General features: G+C 34.0%; 18 protein-coding genes. 10 read left to right on the top strand and 8 right to left on the bottom strand.

The window, feature by feature from the left end:
• Positions 1-28: 28 nt before the first annotated feature.
• Positions 29-2,218 (bottom strand): glutamine synthetase III family protein, encoded by a 2,190-nt coding sequence (locus ACNQGX_RS15240; RefSeq protein ID WP_417977651.1) that lies wholly within the window; start codon positions 2,216-2,218, stop codon positions 29-31.
• 296 nt (positions 2,219-2,514) lie between these two features.
• Between ACNQGX_RS15240 and ACNQGX_RS15235 the strand changes: the two genes are divergently transcribed.
• Complete coding sequence (locus ACNQGX_RS15235; RefSeq protein ID WP_417977649.1) at positions 2,515-3,462, top strand: TerC family protein; 948 nt, start codon at positions 2,515-2,517, stop codon at positions 3,460-3,462.
• A gap of 67 nt (positions 3,463-3,529) precedes the next feature.
• On the opposite strand, the gene ACNQGX_RS15230 is transcribed toward ACNQGX_RS15235, so the two are convergent.
• Positions 3,530-4,048 (bottom strand): hypothetical protein, encoded by a 519-nt coding sequence (locus ACNQGX_RS15230; protein ID WP_417977648.1) that lies wholly within the window; start codon positions 4,046-4,048, stop codon positions 3,530-3,532.
• Between the two features lie 370 nt (positions 4,049-4,418).
• Positions 4,419-6,053, bottom strand: coding sequence for an ABC-F family ATP-binding cassette domain-containing protein (locus tag ACNQGX_RS15225; RefSeq protein ID WP_417977647.1), 1,635 nt, complete (start codon positions 6,051-6,053; stop codon positions 4,419-4,421).
• A 391-nt stretch (positions 6,054-6,444) separates the two neighbouring features.
• Between ACNQGX_RS15225 and ACNQGX_RS15220 the strand changes: the two genes are divergently transcribed.
• Entirely contained in the window at positions 6,445-6,978 is a 534-nt protein-coding gene (locus tag ACNQGX_RS15220; protein WP_417977645.1) for a murein L,D-transpeptidase catalytic domain family protein, read from the top strand.
• 77 nt (positions 6,979-7,055) lie between these two features.
• Here ACNQGX_RS15220 and ACNQGX_RS15215 read toward each other — a convergent pair whose 3' ends face one another.
• Together ACNQGX_RS15215 and ACNQGX_RS15210 are read right to left on the bottom strand one after the other, a co-directional pair.
• Positions 7,056-8,231 carry a GlmU family protein gene (locus tag ACNQGX_RS15215; RefSeq protein WP_417977643.1) on the bottom strand — a complete coding sequence of 392 codons (1,176 nt, stop codon included), beginning with the start codon at positions 8,229-8,231 and terminating at the stop codon, positions 7,056-7,058.
• 177 nt (positions 8,232-8,408) lie between these two features.
• Complete coding sequence (locus ACNQGX_RS15210) at positions 8,409-8,660, bottom strand: type B 50S ribosomal protein L31 (RefSeq protein WP_039109118.1); 252 nt, start codon at positions 8,658-8,660, stop codon at positions 8,409-8,411.
• A 240-nt stretch (positions 8,661-8,900) separates the two neighbouring features.
• Here ACNQGX_RS15210 and ACNQGX_RS15205 point away from each other — a divergent pair, with 240 nt between their 5' ends.
• From ACNQGX_RS15205 to ACNQGX_RS15180, 6 genes are all read left to right on the top strand, one after another.
• Complete coding sequence (locus ACNQGX_RS15205; protein WP_131915195.1) at positions 8,901-9,431, top strand: DUF4199 domain-containing protein; 531 nt, start codon at positions 8,901-8,903, stop codon at positions 9,429-9,431.
• A gap of 6 nt (positions 9,432-9,437) precedes the next feature.
• Complete coding sequence (locus tag ACNQGX_RS15200; protein WP_417977641.1) at positions 9,438-10,394, top strand: glycosyltransferase family 2 protein; 957 nt, start codon at positions 9,438-9,440, stop codon at positions 10,392-10,394.
• Between the two features lie 492 nt (positions 10,395-10,886).
• Positions 10,887-12,614, top strand: coding sequence for a phospho-sugar mutase (locus ACNQGX_RS15195; protein WP_417977639.1), 1,728 nt, complete (start codon positions 10,887-10,889; stop codon positions 12,612-12,614).
• An 8-nt stretch (positions 12,615-12,622) separates the two neighbouring features.
• Positions 12,623-13,660 carry a PDDEXK nuclease domain-containing protein gene (locus ACNQGX_RS15190; protein ID WP_417977637.1) on the top strand — a complete coding sequence of 346 codons (1,038 nt, stop codon included), beginning with the start codon at positions 12,623-12,625 and terminating at the stop codon, positions 13,658-13,660.
• Positions 13,661-15,529, top strand: a complete 1,869-nt coding sequence (locus tag ACNQGX_RS15185) for an ABC transporter ATP-binding protein (protein WP_417977635.1) — start codon at positions 13,661-13,663, stop codon at positions 15,527-15,529.
• A 76-nt stretch (positions 15,530-15,605) separates the two neighbouring features.
• Complete coding sequence (locus ACNQGX_RS15180) at positions 15,606-16,307, top strand: hypothetical protein (protein WP_417977633.1); 702 nt, start codon at positions 15,606-15,608, stop codon at positions 16,305-16,307.
• An 11-nt stretch (positions 16,308-16,318) separates the two neighbouring features.
• Here the strand turns inward: ACNQGX_RS15180 and ACNQGX_RS15175 are convergent, their stop codons facing one another.
• The 3 genes from ACNQGX_RS15175 to ACNQGX_RS15165 form a co-directional block, all read right to left on the bottom strand.
• Positions 16,319-17,041, bottom strand: a complete 723-nt coding sequence (locus ACNQGX_RS15175; RefSeq protein WP_417977631.1) for a hypothetical protein — start codon at positions 17,039-17,041, stop codon at positions 16,319-16,321.
• Between the two features lie 120 nt (positions 17,042-17,161).
• On the bottom strand, positions 17,162-19,633 hold the full coding sequence (locus ACNQGX_RS15170) for a TonB-dependent receptor (protein WP_417977630.1): 2,472 nt from the start codon (positions 19,631-19,633) through the stop codon (positions 17,162-17,164).
• Between the two features lie 12 nt (positions 19,634-19,645).
• Positions 19,646-21,343, bottom strand: coding sequence for a M23 family metallopeptidase (locus ACNQGX_RS15165; protein ID WP_417977628.1), 1,698 nt, complete (start codon positions 21,341-21,343; stop codon positions 19,646-19,648).
• 174 nt (positions 21,344-21,517) lie between these two features.
• Between ACNQGX_RS15165 and ACNQGX_RS15160 the strand changes: the two genes are divergently transcribed.
• Both ACNQGX_RS15160 and ACNQGX_RS15155 read left to right on the top strand, forming a co-directional pair.
• Positions 21,518-21,808: a hypothetical protein gene (locus tag ACNQGX_RS15160; protein WP_417977626.1), complete on the top strand. Its 291-nt coding sequence runs from the start codon at positions 21,518-21,520 to the stop codon at positions 21,806-21,808.
• Positions 21,809-21,816: 8 nt separating this feature from the next.
• Positions 21,817-22,110, top strand: a complete 294-nt coding sequence (locus tag ACNQGX_RS15155) for a cell division protein ZapA (RefSeq protein WP_282718127.1) — start codon at positions 21,817-21,819, stop codon at positions 22,108-22,110.
• Positions 22,111-22,162: the final 52 nt, after the last annotated feature.

Here is a 22,162-nt window from a genome sequence, read left to right as displayed (position 1 = left end):
CATCGGGTGAAATTAAAAAAAAAATCTTTTATTTTGTAAACAACAATTCTCTGTATTTAGTCAATGTCCAAAGTTCATTGTCAACCAAAAGTTCCAATTTATCACAATGTTCACGGATTACTTCAAAATATGGTTTTACTGAATCGCAATATGCTTCCGCCATTTCTTGGGCATCAGTCAAAATATTCGCTTTCTTTCTTTCGTTTGTCATCGCTTCAACTTTAGAATTGATTCCTTCGATATGACCCGAAATTTCTCTGATTAAGATGATTTGCTCTTTGGCAATCGATTCAAATTCAGCTCCAAAAATATCTTTCAAACCTTTAACATTTTCAATTAAAGTATTTTGGTAACGAATAGCAGTAGGAATTACGTGATTTTTAGAAATATCACCTAAAACTCTACCTTCAATTTGAATTTTCTTAGTGTACTCTTCCAATTCAATTTCGTAACGCGCTTCCACTTCAATGTGGTTCATGATACCCAATTCAGAAAATAAATCCAAAGCTTGTTTTGAAGCTCTCGCTTTTAATGCTTGTGGAGTTGTTTTGAAGTTGCTTAAACCTCTTTTTCCTGCTTCGATTTCCCAAGCATCACTGTAACCGTCTCCTTCGAAAAGAATATTTTTAGAAACTTTGATATATTCTCTCAATACATTGAAGATTGCATCATCTTTCTTCATGTCTTTAGATTCAATCAAGCTATCAACTTCTTTTTTGAAATCTCTCAATTGTTTTGCTACAATGGCATTCAAAGTAGTCATTGCATTAGAACAGTTTGCAGTAGAACCCACAGCTCTGAACTCAAATTTATTTCCTGTAAAAGCAAATGGAGACGTTCTGTTTCTGTCTGTATTATCCAAAAGAACATCTGGAATTTTACCTACTACATTTAATTTTAAATCTGTTTTTTCTTCCGGTGATAATTTACCGGCAGTTACGCCTTCTAATTCAGCCAAAACTTTTGTCAATTGCTCTCCAATAAACACAGAGATAATTGCCGGTGGCGCTTCATTTGCACCTAATCTGTGATCATTACTGGCAGAAGCAATAGCTCCTCTCAATAATGCTTCATTATCATTTACCGCTTTGATCGTGTTAATGAAGAAAGTCAAAAATTGCAAGTTGCTCATAGGCGTTTTACTTGGACTTAACAAGTTAACTCCAGTATCAGTAGCCAATGACCAGTTGTTGTGTTTCCCTGAACCATTTACTCCTTTGAACGGTTTTTCATGGAATAACACTTTCAAATCATGACGTTCCGCCACTTTTTGCATCACATCCATCAACAAACAGTTGTGATCTACAGCCAAGTTTGTTTCCTCAAAAATAGGAGCCAACTCGAATTGATTTGGAGCTACTTCATTATGACGTGTTTTAACCGGAATTCCTAACAACATACATTCTTGCTCTAAATCTCTCATGTACGTTAAAGCACGAGTTGGAATAGAACCAAAATAATGGTCATCTAATTGTTGGCCTTTTGCAGAGGTGTGTCCAAGCAAAGTTCTTCCTGTCATCATAAGGTCAGGACGAGAATCTGCCAATGATCTGTCGATCAAGAAATATTCTTGCTCCCATCCTAAGGTTGCCGTAACTTTTTTGACATTTTTATCAAAATATTTACACACTTCGGTTGCAGCGTCGTCCATAACGGTCAAGGCTCTCAACAAAGGTGTTTTATAATCTAATGCTTCTCCTGTGTAAGAAATAAAAACGGTTGGAATACATAAAGTAGTTCCAAAAATGAATGCTGGAGATGTTGGATCCCAAGCGGTATATCCTCTTGCTTCGAATGTATTTCTAATTCCACCATTTGGAAAACTAGAGGCATCTGGTTCTTGTTGCACTAATTGAGCCCCACCAAATTTTTCTACCGAATCGCTACCATCATAAGATGTTTCGAAAAAAGCGTCATGCTTTTCAGCAGTAGTTCCTGTAAGTGGTTGAAACCAGTGTGTATAATGAGTTACTCCTTTTGACAGAGCCCACTCTTTCATACCCATGGCAATATAATCAGCTAATTTTCTATCTATTTTAGTTCCATGCTGAACAGCACCTTGCACTCCTTTAAAAGCATCTGAAGTCAAATACTGCTTCATTGCTTTATCATTAAACACATTCGAACCAAAAATAGTTGATTTTCTATCGGTTTCTTCAAATTGAACAGGCTTTCTGTTTGATGCTTCTCTCAAAGCTTGAAAACGTAATGTTGACATAAAAAATTATTTTATAGATTAAACCCCTAATATTTCGATGCAAATATAATTCAATTATTACTTTTATGAAATTTTACCTCTATTTTTTATGGGCAATTCATTAAATTTATCAAATTCTTAAAAAAGACGTCTAATAATAACAACATAATAATTTTAGCGACTCTATTTTTTTTAACTGCTGTTTTCATCAAAAAAAATTAAAACAGCAATTCCGATGTAAAAGAACTTTAGATTAAAATATTTATGGAAGTTAAAAAACCAAAAAGTATCTTTGTGCAACTTTAAATATTTCATTTATGATTGTCTGGATTTCTTTCTTAGCAGCAGTAATGCTTTTTCTTGCTCTTGATTTAGGCGTTTTCAACAAAACACCACATATTATAAGTTCAAAAGAAGCTGGTAAGTGGACCGCAATATGGGTTGCGTTATCTTTTATGTTTTCCGGAGTAATCTATTGGCTTTACAGTAATAATCACATTGCTAATCCTGATGCACTGAAGCCAGCAACAGCATCCATAAAATTTATTACTGGTTATTTAATCGAATTATCATTAAGCATCGACAACATCTTTGTCATTGCCATCATCTTCTCCGCTTTTAAAATTCCGCAAAAATACCAACATCGGGTTTTATTTTGGGGAATATTAGGCGCAATCGTTTTTAGAGGTTTGATGATCTTTTTTGGCGTCATGCTAATCAATAAATTCAGTTGGACAACATATGTATTTGGTGCTTTTTTAGTTTACACAGCTATGAAGATGCTGTTCACCAATGATGATGATAAATTTGAACCCAAAAAATCTTTTGTTTATAAAAGTCTCAAAAAAATAATGCCCATCTCAAATCACATTGATGAAGAGCATTTTTTTGTAAAAAGAAGACATATTACAGCTGCAACACCACTTTTTGTAGCACTTGTAGTTATCGAAGTAATGGATGTGGTTTTTGCTATTGACAGTGTTCCTGCAATTTTAGCCATAACAAATGATCCCTTTTTAGTTTTTAGCTCCAATATTTTTGCCATTTTAGGATTGCGATCCATGTATTTCTTTCTGGCTAATATGTTGGCAAAATTCAGTTATCTCGAATACAGCCTGATCGCTATTTTAAGTTTCGTAGGATTAAAAATGCTGCTTCATGATTTTATTGAAATTCCGGAATGGGGCTCGCTGGCTTTTATTGCATTATCCCTTATAATAGGGATTGCAGTGTCACTTAGAAAAAGCAGCAAAGAGTTTGTATAGCAATAAAAAAAATAAAAACACATAAAAAAAGGAAATCTCACGATTTCCTTTTTTTTATGATTAAAGCTTAAAAATTAATTTTTTGAATTTGACTTTCATTAATATTTAATGCTTTGATAACTTCTGCATAGTTGTTTGTGTTCAAAGTTTTAGTAAAACTTCCCGGGACAATTATTATTCTTAAAACTTGATTTGAACTAAATTCATTTGGAACCGTCGATAAATTATTCCCAACTAAATAAATATCCACATCGTTTACAGTGAAATCAAAATCAAATCCAAAATTTAAGGTTCCACTGGGAGAGTAATGTGTTTCTGGCAATAATTTCCAAACATCTTTGCCTTGAAACACTCCTGCAAGTCTATAAACTAAAACCACATCCGACTCAAAAATAGGTGGGTTAAACAGAACCGTTTTGGTGAAATTATTTGATGAAGTAAACGAAACATTCGTAACTTCAATAACCTCGGCTATTAATCCGCTCTGCCCGTCCTGCCCGTCTTGTCCAGGTATTCCTTCTGGTCCTTCACAACTTGAAAATATTGTTATTCCGATAACCGCTAAAAGTGAAATTATTTTTTTCATAAATATGGGTTTTTTAAATTCCCATTAAAGTTATATCTAAAATAATAAACAAAAAAAAATATTTTCCTAATTTTTATCTAAATTATTTGAATTGTTTTTCCATCAATCACCGCATGTTAAAACCAACAGTAATTCATCTAAGGGTTTGAGATTTTCAGCCTTAAACTGTCTAAAATCAGCCCTATTCGTCAGTTCGAACGCAGTCGAAAACCTTCATCGTATCTCGATTTTAGTTTATCCTGGGCGAAGTTAAAGAGTTCGATGAGACAAAAATATATTGATTAATGTTATGAACTGAATTAAAAGCATAAAAAAAAGGAAATCGTGAGATTTCCTTTTTTTATATACTATAAAATATTCTAACTAAAGACTATTTTTCTATCTCACGCATACTGTCCATTTTCTTATGAGCCAAGAAACCGGCAATATCTTCAAAATGTTCTACTACTCTTTTGTTTCCAAACTCGAAAACTTTAGTTGCCAATCCATCCAAGAAATCCCTGTCATGAGAAACCAAGATTAATGTTCCGTCAAAATCACGCAGCGCATCTTTTATAATGTCTTTGGTTTTCATGTCCAAGTGATTCGAAGGCTCATCCAGAATCAATAAATTCACTGGTTCCAACAATAATTTAATCATTGCCAAACGGGTTTTCTCGCCACCGGAAAGCACTTTCACTTTTTTGGTAACATCATCACCCTGAAACATGAAAGCCCCTAAAATATCTTTAATTTTAGTTCGAACATCACCCACGGCGATATCATCAATCGTTTCAAAAATAGTGGCGTTTTCATCTAATAAAGATGCCTGGTTTTGAGCAAAATAACCAATTTGTGCGTTATGACCTATTTCTAAACTTCCGCCATTTATTTCGATTTCTTTCATAATGGCTTTAATCATCGTTGATTTTCCTTCCCCATTTTTCCCTACGAAAGCTACTTTTTCCCCTCTTTCAATAACCATATTTGCATTCGAAAAAACCACATGATCGCCATACGATTTTGACAAATCCTTTACAATTACCGGATATTGTCCTGAACGGGCAGCAGGCGGAAATTTTAGTTTCAAAGCCGAAGTATCCACCTCATCAACCTGAACAATAACAAGCTTCTCTAACATCTTAACACGGGATTGAACGGCATCCGTTTTTGAAAACGTCCCTTTAAAACGATCGATAAAAGTTCTATTATCAGCAATCATTCGTTGTTGCTCATCATACGCTTTTTGCTGATGCACACGTCTGTCTTTTCTAAGTTCCAAATAATGAGAATATTTGGCTTTATAATCATAAATACGTCCCATTGTAACTTCGATGGTACGATTGGTAATATTATCTACAAAAGCTCTATCGTGAGAAATTACCACAACTGCTTTGGCTGAATTAATCAAGAAATCCTCTAACCATTGAATACTTTCAATATCCATGTGGTTGGTAGGCTCATCCAGTAAAATTAAGTCTGGTTTTTGCAAAAGGATTTTAGCCAGTTCAATTCGCATTCTCCATCCTCCAGAGAATTCTGAAGTTTGACGACTAAAATCTTCACGGATAAATCCCAAACCGATTAGAATTTTCTCTACTTCGGCTTCATAATTTATTTCTTCGATCGCATAAAATTTCTCGCTCAAGTCCGAAACTCTTTCGATTAATTTCATGTACGCATCACTTTCATAATCTGTACGAATGGTCAATTGCTCATTGATTTCATCGATCTCCGCTTTCATTGCAAAAACTTCTCCAAAAGCTTTCGAAGTTTCTTCCATCACCGTCGCACCATCTGTAGTCAATAAATGCTGAGGCAAATACGCCACAACAGCATCTTTTGGTGCCGAAATACTCCCGGTTGAAGGCTTGCTTTGACCCGCAATAATTTTAAGCAGCGTCGATTTTCCTGCTCCATTTTTACCCATTAGGGCAATTTTATCATTTTCATTTATAGCAAAAGAAACATCACTAAAAAGTGTTGTACCACCAAACTGCACAGAGATATCGTTAACTGTAATCATTTAGATTTTTAGATTTTTAGACTGCTTAGATTTTTAGACTTCTCAGCAAGTGTTTTTTAAAAGTGCAAAGATAGATTAATTCAGGAATTGGACAATTGAATAATTTATAACAATTTAAATTTTGAATATAAAAAATATAAAAATTAAACGGAGCACAATAATAATATTTTTTTATAGTTTTGTATCTGATATTTAGATATTTACTAACTAAAAAAATCTTGTATTTGAAACAAAAGAAAAATCTTAAAAACAACAAATCCCTAAATCATGATGAAAACAGTAATCCATGTTTAAACAATGTAAAAACAGGAGAATAGTGTAGAAAACAAAATCGATGTGTAAACGAAAAACCTAATTTTTCTAGGTTGAATGAAAATTTAAAAACTAGTTCATGAAAAAAACATTAACAATTATTCTCTTATGCGCTTTTAATTTTATTGTAGCTCAGAGCAATGAAGAAATTGTAAAGAAAGCTTGCGAAGTACAAACAAAATGGGGTTCTAAAGCCAAAAATAAAAATATTATTACGCTAATTGATTTTTCAAAATCGATCAACGAAGCAAGGCTTTATGTTATTGATTTAAAAAATAACAAAATACTTCTAACCAGCAATGTTGATCATGGTTCCGGCTCAGGAACTGGATTGACTCCCAGTTCATTTAGCAATATTGAAGGAAGCAAGGCCACTTCATTAGGATGCTATCTTACATTACAGACCTATCAAGGCATGTGGGGATATTCTTTAAGATTAGATGGTTTAGAAAACGATAAAAATTCGAATGCTTTGAAAAGAAATATCGTGGTCCATTCGTCAAAAAAAATGTTTAGTAAATTCAGTTGGGGATGTTTTTCTGTTCCGGACAATAATGCCAATCCCCTGATTGACTTGATAAAAAACGGCTCCCTTATTTACGCTTATCAATAAAAAACGTTTACTTAGCGGAACTTACACTAAAAAAAGCCTCAATCAAGAGGCTTTTTACATTGTATATAAAGTAGAAATTATTCTTTTCTCCACTTTTTTGATTCCTCAAAAACATGCTCCAGAATAGCTGCTTCTCTTTCGTCAAAATCCACGTTTCTACGACTCATTACTAATCGTGCGGTTTCAAAAGCTTTTTTAGTCACATAAGTGGTAAAACCGGAAGCGCCACCCCAGGAAAAACTAGGCACAAAGTTGCGAGGAAACCCACTACCAAAGATATTAGCACTCACTCCTATCACCGTTCCTGTATTAAACATGGTATTAATTCCGCATTTGCTGTGGTCTCCCATCATCAATCCGCAAAACTGAAGTCCCGTTTTAGCAAAACCTTCGGTTTCATAACTCCACAATTTCACTTCTTCGTAATTATTCTTTAGATTAGAATTGTTGCTGTCAGCTCCAATATTACACCATTCGCCAAGAACAGAATCTCCAAGAAATCCATCATGCCCTTTATTCGAATGCGCAAAAAGCACTGTGTTTTTTACCTCACCACCAATTCTGGAATAGGGCCCAACAGTTGTAGCGCCATATACTTTTGAAGCCATTTTTACTTGTGCATTTTCGCACAAGGCAAAAGGCCCTCTGATTACGGAACCTTCCATAATTTCAGAATCTTTACCTATATATATAGGACCTGCTGAAGCATTTAAAGTAACAAACTCTAACTTTGCCCCTTCTTCTATAAATATGTTCTCCGGCGCAATGACATTGACACTTTTTGGGATGGGTTGTGATTTCCTGTCTTCAGTTAAATATTCGAAATCCTCTCGTATCGCAGCATCATTTTTAGAAAAAATATCCCAAGTATGCTCAACTGTCAAGCAATCATCATGGTATTCAATAATTTCATAGGAATCAAAATCTACTTCTTCCTGCTCTTCATTAGTATAAAAAGCAATGACTTCATCCCCTTTAAAAATAGCTTGATTTGGTTCCAGATTACTAACCATCTCTGCTAAAACATCATTAGGAAGAAAGGAAGCGTTTATCATTACATTTTCTTCTAATTCTACCATTGGGAATTTCTCTGACAAATATTCCTCTGTCAATGTAGTTGTAGTTGACCCCAGACGCACTTCCCATTTTTGACGAATAGTCATGATTCCGATAAGAATATCAGCAACAGGACGTGTGAAAGTAAAGGGCAATAATGCATTTCGAGCGGGACCGTCAAAAAGAATATAGTTCATAAATAAATTGAATTGTAAATTGTTAAAATGTGATTTGGTTATCAAGGCCAAAGTTACAAATATTTTATCTGTTTACTTGAAAGCCGCCTTTCTTAATCCGATAAATCAATTCAATAAACTCCATAAAAAAAGCCTCCCAAAAAGGAAGGCTTGATTGTATTTGATAACAAGTTAAAATTATTTAACGTGTTTAGCGTATTTAGTTTTAAATTTGTCGATACGTCCTGCAGTATCAATAAGTTTAGATTTACCTGTGTAAAAAGGGTGAGAAGTTCTAGAGATCTCCATTTTTACAACTGGATATTCAACTCCATCAACTGTTAATGTTTCTCTTGTATCTGCAGTAGATTTAGTGATAAAAACTTCGTCATTTGACATGTCTTTAAATGCAACTAATCTGTAATTTTCTGGGTGAATTCCTTTTTTCATCTTGTTAATCTTTTTTATTTGTTAATTATAATTTGTCTTGAAGCTTTTCTTCTAACAGAAAAGGTATAAACTCCTTATAACTTTTTGTTTTACAATATTATTTTGAGTTTGCAAATTTACAATTATTTTCCAATAAACAAATCTTTGCATCACTTTTTTTATATAATCGTAAAAAACGATTTTTAGCTACGAATATATTGGGAATTGTTATATTTGTGGATTAATTTAAAAACAACAACAATGATAAATGAAATTATTAAAAAGAACGGGGTTACTTACGGAATTACTTTAGGTGTTATTTTAGCTTTAATTACGGCTACAATGTACGCAATTGATTTAAAATTGTTTGTTTCTGGCTGGATTGGAGGCTTGACATTTGTTATTTATTTAGTAATTGGTATTTTATTGCTTACAAAAACAAAAAAAGACATTAATGGATTTTTCTCCTTTAAAGATGCATTTACTGCTTTTTTCATTACCGTTGTAATCGCTCTTTTAATTTCAACATTATTAAGCGTTTTATTATTTAACGTAATTGATCCTAGTGCAAAAGACACTGTAAACGATTTACTTGTAAAGTATATGGCTGAAACATTACAAAAATTTGGAACACCAGCATCTGCCATAAACGAAGCATTAGCAAAAATGAAAGAAAACAATCCTTTTTCGACTTTAGAACAACTGAAAGCATTAGTTTTTAGCCTTGTTGGTTACTCTATATTAGGATTAATTTTGGCTGCATTTTTCAAAAGCAAAACTACACAAGAATAAAAATTAATGAATTTATCTATACTCATACCGCTTCTTAATGAAGAGGAATCACTTAATGAACTCTACAATTGGATCATTAAAGTGATGCAATCTCATAATTACTCTTATGAAATCATTTTTCTGGATGATGGAAGTACGGATAATTCCTGGACTATTATCGAAGGATTTGCAAATGAAAACCCTCATGTAAAAGGGGTTCGTTTCATGAAAAATTTTGGGAAATCACAGGCGCTACATGCTGGTTTTGCAAAAGCGAAAGGCGATGTCATTATAACTATGGATGCTGATTTGCAAGACAGCCCCGAAGAAATTCCGGGATTGTACGATATGATTACCAATGGAAAATATGATTTGGTTTCCGGATGGAAAAAGAAACGCTACGATTCCGTAGTGGCTAAAAACTTACCGTCTAAATTATTCAATTGGGCCGCCAGAAAAACATCGGGGGTTGAATTGAATGATTTTAATTGCGGACTGAAAGCGTACAAAAATGTTGTTGTAAAAAACATCGAAGTTTCAGGTGAAATGCACCGATACATTCCAGTTTTGGCGAAAAATGCCGGTTTTGGAAAAATTGGAGAAAAAGTAGTACAGCATCAAGCCCGAAAATATGGCGAAACTAAATTTGGAATGGAACGTTTCATCAATGGTTTTCTGGATTTGATTACCATTTGGTTTCTTTCGAGATTTGGAAAAAGACCAATGCACTTGTTTGGCGCCATGGGATCGTTAATGTTTATTATTGGTTTTATGCTTGCCGGATATATTGGTATTTCAAAACTATATCACATGTATAATGACATGCGTTATACCTTAGTAACTAACAATCCTTGGTTTTATATTGCACTTACCACAATGGTTTTGGGAACGCAATTGTTTTTGGCGGGATTTCTGGGCGAAATCATTTTGCGAACAAAAAACAATGAAGAACGTTATAAAGTTTCGAGTGAGGTTAATTTTTAAAATCCTCACCCCAACCCTCTCCAAAGAAGAGGGAGACGAAACCGAAAAATTTTGCTTAATACTGATTAATAAAGTTTTGTGACTGTTCGTTACTAATACCAATGTCTTTAATTTTGTCATTTCGACAAAGGAGAAATCACATAACGAGAGCAACTAGTGAGATTTCTCCTTCGTCGAAATGACAAAACAGCTAAATTTTATTTATAAGATGTATCTGGGGACAAGTAACGGACTGTCATATGAAGTTTTATCAAACTAGAATTCTGAAAATAACGACGAAAGAAACAAAATTGGGTATAAAAACTGATTTTCAATATAAACGTGACTAGCCCTGATAGTAGCGGCATCCTTTTTCTTTTTTTTCTTTAAAAAAAGAAAAAGATACAGCGGATAGCAGGACACGAGCGTAGCGAACTGACGAAGTAAACAGCTCCTATAAAACAGAAGTAACTCTATTTAAATTACGAATTTAGAAACGAAAAGACATATAGAATGGATATCAAACAAAACATTTTGGATGCGGTAAACGAATGGCTTACGCCAACATTTGATACGACAACACAGGAAGCTATTACCGAATTAATGACTACATCTCCTAAAGAACTGGAAGAGAGTTTTTATAAAAATCTTGAATTTGGAACAGGCGGAATGCGCGGTGTCATGGGTGTAGGAAACAATCGCATCAATAAATATACGCTTGGGAAAAGTACGCAAGGACTTTCGGATTACTTGCATACTGCTTTTCCTAACCAGCCCTTGAAAGCTGTTATTGCTTACGATTGTCGTCATAATAGTGATACTTTGGCCAAATTAGTTGCGGATGTTTTCTCGGCTAACGGTATTGAAGTTTATTTGTTTTCGGATATGAGACCAACACCAGAGCTATCATTTGCACTTAAACATTTAGGTTGCCAATGCGGAATTGTTCTTACTGCATCTCACAATCCACCGGAATATAATGGATACAAAGTGTATTGGGAAGATGGCGGACAAATTGTTCCACCGGAAGATGAGGCTATAATTGATACTATTGAAAATTTAAATTACAATCAAATCAAGTTCACTGCCAATGCCGATTTGATACATTATATTGATACGGAAGTTGATGAAGCTTTTATCAAATCGACTATCGAAAATGCCAGTTTTGGAACTTCGGCTGAAGCCAAAAAAAATCTGAATATTGTTTTCACTTCTTTGCACGGTACATCTATAAAGTCAGTTCCTGATACATTATCGCAAGCGGGTTATCCTAACGTGAATATTGTTGAAGAACAAAGAGTTCCAAATGGTGATTTCCCAACGGTAAAATCTCCAAATCCTGAAGAGCCGGAAGCCTTGACGATGGCATTGGCCTTGGCTGATAAAACCAATTCGGATATTGTTATTGGGACTGATCCTGACTGTGACCGTTTGGGAGTTGCGGTTAGAAATAACGAAGGCAAAATGACCTTGCTTAACGGAAATCAAACCATGATTTTGATGACTGCTTTTTTATTGGAGCAATGGAAAAAAGCGGGGAAAATCAATGGTAAACAATTCGTGGGCTCTACGATAGTTTCTACTCCTATGATGATGGAATTAGCCACTAATTACAATGTTGAATGCAAAATTGGTTTGACTGGTTTCAAATGGATCGCCAAAATGATTAAGGATTTTCCAGAATTGGAATTCATTGGTGGCGGGGAAGAAAGTTTTGGATATATGGTAGGCGATGCGGTACGTGATAAGGACGCAGTTGCGGCCACTTTATTGATTTGCGAAGTTGCGGCTCAAGCCAAAGCCAAAGGAAGCACCGTTTACAAAGAATTGCTGAAACTGTATGTTGACAACGGTTTTTACAAAGAACATTTAGTTTCATTGACTAAAAAAGGAATGGATGGTTTACAGGAAATTAATCAGATGATGATTGATTTACGCGAAAATCCATTGAAAGAAATCAACGGGCAAAGAGTAATTATGGTGGAGGATTATCAATCTTCAATTGCTAAAAACTTGCTTACCGACGAGGAAACCAAAATGGAAATCCCAAAATCAAATGTGCTGATTTATTATACGGAAGACGGTTCTAAAATTTGCGCCAGACCAAGTGGGACAGAACCTAAAATAAAATTCTATATCAGTGTAAATACCGAGCTCTATGATGTAGAGGATTTCACGGAAGTGGAACGCTCATTAGACGAAAAAATAAAAAATATTATTGCATCAATGCAATTGAACTAATTCAATACATGAACAGCAAACCCAGCATTAATGATACGCCACAGCTATTAAATTCGATTATCGGTTTAATAGACCAGACGCGTCATAATGTTGCAAAAACTGTCAACCAAGAGCTTACTTTATTGTACTGGAACATCGGTAAAAGCATTAACGATGAGATCCTAAATAACAATAGAGCTGATTATGGTAAGAAGATAATTCCAGTCTTAAGTACAGCACTTACCAATAGATACGGAGTAGGTTTTAATAAAAGAAATTTACAAAGTTTTATTAAGTTAAATGCTAGTATTGAAGATCTTTCAATTTTGCACACAGTGTGTGCAAAATTGAGTTGGTCACATATTAGAACATTGATTTATATTGAAAACAACATAAAAAGAGAATTCTATATTCAAATGGCTGTTCTTGAAAGATGGAGTGTCAGAACTTTGCAAGAGCGAATAGACAGTATGCTTTTTGAACGAACGGCTATCAGTAAAAAACCGGAGCAAACTATTATCAATGAGTTAGAAACATTAAAAAATGACAAAAAAATAAGTCCCGATTTAACTTTCAGAGATCCTTATTTTCTTGATTTCTTAGGACTGCATGATAGTTATTCTGAGAAAGATTTAGAAAGTTCAATTTTGGCACAGCTTCAATATTTCATCACAGAAATGGGAAGTGAATTTGCTTTTTTGGCTCGTCAAAAAAGGATAATCATTGATAATGAAGATTTTTATATTGATTTACTTTTTTACCATCGAGGCTTGAAAAGTTTAGTCGCTATCGATTTAAAGCTCGGAAAATTCAAAGCTGGTTACAAAGGGCAAATGGAATTGTATCTCCGTTGGCTAGAAAAAAACGAACAAAAAGAAGGCGAAAACAAACCTATTGGATTAATACTTTGCAGCGAAAAATCTGCTGAACAAATTAAATACTTAACGCTTGAAACTGACGAACACATAAAAGTCGCAGAATATTTAACCCAATTACCTGAAAAAAAAATATTGCTAGAAAAATTGGAAAAAGCCATAGCTATAGCAGAAAACAATACCCGAAAATAAATGAGCAATTTTAAAAAAATATTTCCTTTTATAATTCCCTATAAAAAGTACGCCTATTTGAACATCTTTTTCAATGTTTTATATGCGCTTTTCAGCACGCTTTCTTTTATGGCATTAATTCCAATGATGCAGGTTTTATTTGACCAAACCAAAAAAAATACGGTAGCACCAATCTATAAAGGATTTGTGAATACAAACCATCTTTTTGAAGATGCAAAGCATTATTTTGAAAGTACAAAACAATTTCTTGAGAATTCCTTAAGCTACTTCATCACAACAACTACAGCAACTAACGGGATAGGTTACACGCTATCAATCATGGTGGCGGTTATTATTTCAATCTTTTTATTGAAAAATTTGTTTGATTATTTAGCCATGTTTTTCATTACGTTTTTAAGAAACGGAATTTTGAGAGACATGCGAAATGCGATGTACAAAAAAACGATTGATTTGCCTTTATCCTATTTCTCCGAGAAAAGAAAAGGAGATGTAATTGCCCGAATTTCTGCCGATGTAAACGAGGTACAAACTTCTTTCTTATCAATCCTTGAACTCATTGTAAAAGAGCCTTTGACGATTATTTTCACGATAATCGCAATGCTTTCGATAAGCGTAAAACTGACTCTTTTTGTATTTATTTTCATTCCGATTTCTGGTTATGTTATCTCCTTGATAGGAAAACAATTGAAAAAGAAATCGACTAAAGCACAACAAGAACAAGGTATCTTTTTATCGACAATTGAAGAAACATTAGGTGGATTAAAAGTTGTAAAAGGATACAATTCCGAGCATTATTTCAATCAAATTTTTCAGGAATCTACACAACGTTTTTTTACCTTATCAAATAGTATCGGTAACCGACAAAATCTAGCTTCACCCGCAAGTGAATTTATGGGAATTATGGTAATTGCTATTTTACTTTGGTACGGCGGTCACATGGTTTTGATAGAAGAAACCTTAAACGGCGCTTCATTTATTGCTTATATGGGCTTAGCCTATAATATTCTTACGCCCGCAAAATCAATCTCGAAAGCATCTTATGCCGTAAAAAGAGGAAATGCGGCTGCAGAACGAGTACTGGAAATTCTGGATCAGGAGAATACTATTAAAAGCAAAGTCAATGCCATCAAAAAAGATTCTTTTGATGCTAACATAGTTCTTAAAGACATTAACTTTAAATACGAAGATGAGAATGTTTTAAAACACTTTTCACTTGAAGTAAAAAAAGGACAGACGGTTGCTCTTGTTGGACAATCCGGAAGCGGAAAAAGTACCATTGCCAATTTATTGACTCGTTTCTATGATGTCAATGAAGGAACAATAAGTATCGATGGAACGGATATAAAAGACATGAATTTACATTCTCTTCGGGATTTGATGGGATTAGTAACACAGGACAGTATTTTATTTAATGACACCATAAAAGCTAATATTTCATTAGGCAAACACAACGCAACCGATGAAGAAATCATTGAAGCCTTAAAAATTGCCAATGCATACGAATTTGTAAAAGACTTACCTCTTGGAATTTATACTAATATTGGCGACAGCGGAAACAAACTTTCCGGTGGGCAAAAACAACGTTTGTCAATTGCCAGAGCAGTTTTGAAAAATCCTCCAATTATGATTCTCGATGAAGCAACATCAGCATTGGATACTGAAAGCGAAAAATTTGTGCAAGTGGCGCTCGAAAATATGATGCAAAACAGAACCTCAATCGTTATTGCGCATCGTCTTTCGACTATTCAAAAAGCAGATTTGATTGTGGTGATGCAAAAAGGAAAAATAGTCGAGCAAGGAAAACATGACGAACTTATTGCAATGAATGGCACCTATAACAAATTAGTGACAATGCAGTCTTTTGAATAATGGTTTAAGATTGCACCTTTTTTGACAAATTAAAATCTTTAAATTATTCTATTTTTTAAATCTTAAAGTGTAAAAAATGTACATCAACAATCCAAACATAAAACTTCCTGAAGATCCAAATACTGTTGTTTGGAAATACCTTGACTTATCTAAGTTTCTTGATTTGTTGCTGTCACAAAAGCTGTTTATGTCTCGATCGGATAAATTTGAAGATCAATATGAAGGCACCTTTAGCGAACCAACTTTTGAAGAGATAAAAAAACTTTCCATTGACAATCCTGACTTTTTAAATTTTTACAAAACCCATCGGGAAAAAGTAGCCATTAGCAGTTGGCATATCAATGAATATGAATCATTTGCCATGTGGCAGATTTTCACGCAAAACAGTGAAGGTTTAGCGATTCAATCCACAATTGGCAGATTACAGGAATCTCTTGGTCCTGAAACAAATTTCAATCAATATATCGGGGAAGTGAATTACATCGATTATAAAAAGGAACATATCCCGTTTGACGATATGTTTTTCCCTTTTTTATTCAAGCGAAAAAGCTTTCAATATGAACGTGAAGTTCGTATTATTTCAGACATTGGCGAAAGCACTATTAAAATCAATGAAGGACTGAAAATCAGTGTAGATATCAATCAGTTGATTGAAAAAATATACATTCACCCTAAATCCGAAAACTGGTATAAAAATCTGGTCATTCAATTAGTAAAACAACTTGGTTTTGATTTTACTATTGAAAAATCAGACTTGGAAAGTGATATTTTGATTTAAAATTATCGCCTCTAAACCGGCTCGTAACCAATTATTTTCCATTCCTTTTTTGACAAATCGATATAGTAGTAATTCACCACATCTTTCTTATCGAATTCTCCATTTTTATTGGTATCCTCAACGGTTCTGTAGTACAAACGATTTCTAGATTCAATCAATTTCCAATCTATTAATTCCTGTAAATTATACGATATCTTAGTGAATTTTTTACCGCTAATTTCGCTTAAATACAATGCTTTTATATCACTTGTATCTAATTTTCCGTCTTTGTTTGTATCCATGTCGACCATCGTGTACACCATAATCTGATTATTGGTTTTATCAGCAACCGACTTCAAATACGTAGCTGTTTGAATCAAAACAGGCTTATCAGTCAATTTTCTAATGGAATCTGAATCTACTTTTTGAAATTTTATATTCTGTAAAAAGCCGGTAATTTCAAATTCTCCATAATTAGAAATGGTAAAACTCAAATCATTTACACTCGAAGAACCATATCGCGATTTTATCCCTTTCTCACGAATACTTAAATCAGCCACAGGATGAATCAAATAATCCGTCCCTTCCATTTGAAGCGGCAAATCGGCAATTTGTATTTGAGTAGAATCGGCTATGGCAATTGCTTTTCCTTTATTAGATCCGTTATAAGTCACTTTTGGCTTTTCGATTTCCTCTTTGCAACTGGCTAAAAGTAAAACTGCGATTCCTAATATTGTGATATGTAGTTTTTTCATGTTGTTGTACTATTAAAATTCAAATGTAATCATTTTTAAAAATGGTAATGGTATTCGGTACTTGATTTAACTAATTAAAATTGAGTTAAACTTATGCTAAAGCTAAGTGATTTATAACGGTTACAACTTCGCAGTCAATTTCAAATTAAAAACTCTAGTGGTCATGTAATTAGGAATCGCATATTGATTTTTAGAATACACATCCCGAACCCAAGTATTCGTAATGGCATTTTGATTGTCGAAAAGATTAAAAATCTCTAATCCTATCGCCAATTCTTTAAAGTTTTTGAACCAACCCGTATTATTCACTTTTTTTGTAGTGTTATCTATAAAAACTTTAGAGAAACCAACATCCACACGGCGGTAATCATTCAATCGACTTTGGTACAAATAAGGATCAGCATAGGATGGCGAACCTCCCGGCAATCCAGTATTATAAACTAAATTCAAGTACAATTTTATACTTGGAATATTAGGCATGTAATCTTGAAACAAAAGCCCAAATTTCAATCTTTGATCTGTAGGTCTGGCAATATATCCTTTATCATTGCTGTTTTCTTCTGTTTTCAAATAACCAAAACTAAACCACGATTCGGTTCCGGGTACAAACTCACCATTCAAGCGAACATCTAATCCTTGCGCATAAGCTATTGCATTATTGTTGGCTGCATAACGAATGCGAACATTGTCAATCGTATACGTATTTACATCTGTCAGCGATTTATAATACAACTCTGAAACCAACTTAAAAGGACGATCCCACATCTTAAAACTGTAATCATTCCCAAAAACAAAATGAACAGATTGTTGCGCTTTCGTATTGGGTTGCACCATTCCATCGGCATCTCTTAATTCCCTGTAAAATGGCGGCTGATGGTATAATCCTCCAGAAACCCTAAAAACCATATCTTTCTCCCAATCTGGTTTTATCGCAAATTGTGCTCTGGGACTAAAAGTAATTTGGGATTTCCCTGTTATAGTAGAGCCTATAACTTCCCAATTGTGCATGCGCACGCCGGCATTATACCAAACTTCACTCGTACCAATATTCGATTTCAAACTCCATTGACCATACCCTGAAAATCTATTGATGGAGTTAAAATTAGTCGCTCGGATATTTTGATACGGAACAAGCGGTCCGGTGTAAGGCGAATGCGGCTGGTCATTTTTAGGTAAATCAATAATTGGTGGATTCAATGAAAAACCAGCCGAATCAATTACCTCCCACTCTATTATTCTGTCACGAATGGATTCTCGTGTATATTTTATTCCCCATTCAAATTGATTTTTTTTCCAATCGTGGAATCCTTTTATCTCTGTATTTACAATTAGTGCGTCTAAATCATTTCTGGCATGACTCAGCTGAGAACCAATTCCTTTTGTAAAAGCGACTTCTCCAAAGGTTTCTGATCCAATGCTGGAATCCACTTCGCCTAAACGGTATTGGGCGAAAATATCAAAATATTCTTGTTCTAAAGTATGAAAAACAGAACCGATAAATTTCAAAGTAAAGTTATCCGAAACATTGAAAGTTGTTTTTAAAGCTCCAAAATACGTATCGTACTTATCCTTTTCCTGACCTTCATAAAAAACGGTAAGTGTCATAGGATTATCAATGGTTCCAAAATTAGTCTGTCTGGTTAATGGCTTATATTGGTATTTATTTTGAGAAATATTCCCCAGAAAACTCCATTGCCATTTTGCAGAAGCCTGAAAGTTTATATTGGTTTGAATATCCGCAAAGGATGGGGTGAAATTCGTTTGTGTTTCCTGACTGTTCACCAAAAGGCTGTTGTTGCGGTATCGAACTCCCGTAACCGCAGACCATTTTTTATTCTTGGAAACAGCATCAATGGAAAGGCTTCCGCCAAGAAAACTCGCTTCAAGGCTTGCGCCAAACTTAACCGGTTTTCTATAGGTAATATCTAAAACCGAGGATAATTTATCTCCAAACTTCGCTTGAAAACCTCCCGCTGAGAAATCAACATTTTGCACCAAATCCGTATTGGTAAAACTCAACCCTTCTTGTTGTCCCGAACGAATAAGAAACGGACGATACACTTCAATTTCATTCACATAAACCAAATTCTCCTCATAATTTCCACCGCGTACGGCGTATTGCGTACTCAATTCATTATTAGAATTTACTCCGGGTAAGGTTTTCAAAATGTTTTCGATACCGGCATTAGCTCCTGGAATTTTTCGGATGATTTCAGGCTCAATTGTTGCAACACCCTGAATCAGTTTTCGGTTATTGGATGTCACAATCACTTCACCCATTTGTTCTTCCTGATCACTCATCACTGGGTTGAACTCTTTTTGTTCATTGGAATCCAAAGAAAAAGTTATCGCTATTTTTTTTAACGAGACATGCGTAAAAACTAACGTTACTTTTTGATTCGCAGGAACTTTTATATCGTAAAATCCATTTTTATTGGATTGAGTGCCAATACTGGAATAAGAAACATTTACGTTTTCTACCGGTTGATTGTTTTTGTCTAAAATGACTCCTTTTATTCTAGCCGTTTGGGCCAATAAAGGTAGGCTTACGAAGCAAAAAAAGAAAACAAAAATTAATTTATTAGTGCTCAAATGATTTGGTTTTTATTTTTTTTGGCTTCTAAAAAAACGAGTTTCAAAGGTAGTTGAATTTCCTACATTATCAATCACCACAACTTTTAAATCATTGGCACCATCAGCTACAATTCCATCATTGAAATAATGAGTTAATTTTCTGGTTTTGTTATCATATTCGAATAGTACCCATTTTCCGTTTAAATAGCCGTTGTATGATTTTATACCTGACACGTCATCGTAAATAGAAAGCTGAATTGTTTTTTGCTCGCTGATCCATTTCCCTTCTACAGGAACGGCCATACTAATTTTTGGTGCAATAGTATCTGCAACTAAAGCATATTTTCCTAAAATTTTAACCTTTGTATTGAAAACGCTGTCTTTTCTATAGGTTGGATTGTAATTTACTTTTCTCCCTTCGATTCTGCCAATGAACATTTTTTCTCTTTGCGCTTCAGTCGATTTTGTATCTTCAATTGAAACCGTAAAATTAGTGTGAGCAGGAACAGTATCGTCGTGTAAAAACAAAGTATCATTTTTCACATCAAAATTCAAATCAAAATCTTCGTAAAAAGTTCCCGCAGGAAAGAAAACCGACATATTTGCTAAAGCAAAATTGCTGTCTTTATTGGCTTTCACAAAATAATTCGACTGAACAGGTTCCGGACTGATAATTGTAGGCAATACATCATATTGAACAGGAATAGCTATAGTTTTTTTATTTCCAAAGAAATCTGAAACTTCAATACGATACAGCGATGCTAAATTTGGCGTTACTTGTAGCACTCCTTTATTTTCATCAGCTTGGATAATGCTCAAATTATACGGGTTTTTCATGAATAATTTCTGAACCCGTTGTTGCATTTTCTTATATCGCGAATAATCGATCAGCGCATTAATGTAACGCATGTCGTCAAATGAATACGTATTGAATTCATATCCGAAATTTGGTTTTCCATTATAAAAAGACTGCACTTTATACACTCCGTTATTATTAAACGAAACATCATCAGTGTCATAAGCAGAAATGCCAAAACCTATTGTACCATTTGCAACTACTTTATCTGATAGGTACGTTCCGTCTTTTTGCAATGAAACATTCAGTAATAAAGGTCGTTTCGAATGATTGACCGTAGTTTTCGAATCTAAAGGATACACATAAACTCCTGAAACAACGGGTTTCTTACTATCCTTTAAAAATTTATTGTACCCAAAAAGCATCGGATTTATTATAAACTCTGTTTTAGTATCCCGAAATTCAAAATGCAAATGTGGTCCTTCGGAAGCTCCTGTATTTCCAGAAAAAGCAATGATTTCTCCTTTTTTGACCACCATTTCATCTGGCTTAAAAAACATTTCAATTTCAAATGATTGTGCTGCATAATGCGTTTTCTTGATGTAGTTTTCTATTTCACCATTGGCCATTTTTAAATGCCCATAAACGGATGTATATCCATTGGGATGGTTGATGTAAATAGTTTTTCCGTTACCAAAAGTAGATATCTTTATTCTTGACACATAACCATCGGCCACTGCATACACTTTTAATCCTTCTTTTTGTTGCGTTCTTAAATCAAAACCTGCATGAAAATGATTGGGTCTCAACTCTCCAAAATTCCCGGATAATTGCATCGGAATATCTAATGGTGAACTAAAATAATCTTTTGGATAGTCAACTTGTGCAAAAACAGAAGTGCAAAAAAATAAAAAAAATACAGAAAATCTCATCGTTTACATTTTTGCTAAGATAAAAAAAGTATTCAAAACAGCGCTAAAAAAAATAGTTCGTAACCATTTGTAAAACTGATATTTAATTAATTTAATGCAAAAAAAAAAATAAAATATTGCAAAATTAAAAAGGAATACTAACTTTGTATGATTATGTAATGAATAAGATATATAATGAGTGCAATTGCAGAAATTATTGATACTCTTGAAAATAAGATTGAAAAACTTTTTACAAAAATGAAAGGTTTGGAGAAAAATAATCAAGATTTGAAAAACGAATTAACAAAAACTGCATACATAATACAAACTCAATCACAAGAGATTGAAGCGCTAAAAACGCAGTATGAAACACTCAAAGTAGCAAATACATTACTAGGCAGTGACGATAATAAAAGAGATACGAAGCTTAAAATAAATTCATTAATTCGCGAAATTGATTACTGTATAGCACAGCTATCAGATTAATAAAAGATATGGACGAAAAGCTTAAAATTAAAATATCAATCGCAGACAGAGTCTACCCGTTAACGGTTGATTTCTCGCAGGAAGAAGGCCTTAGAAGCGCTTCTAAAAAAATTGATAAGATGATCAAGCAATTTGAAGAAAATTACGCGGTTCGTGACAAGCAAGATGTATTGGCAATGTGTGCTTTACAATTTGCCTCGCAAACGGAACAAAAACAAATTGATAATGCCATAGATGGAGAAGCAACCATCGAAAGAATTAAAAAAATCAATGCGATTTTAGATCAATATCTCGACAAATAAACGTTCTTTACAAAAACTAAGATACTGCCTACATTAGTTCATATTTGGTAAA

This window comes from Flavobacterium glycogeni (genome assembly GCF_048286775.1).
GTDB lineage: Bacteria > Bacteroidota > Bacteroidia > Flavobacteriales > Flavobacteriaceae > Flavobacterium.
Note: the sequence above shows the minus strand (reverse complement) of the source record. Positions and strands in the feature narration are given on the sequence as shown.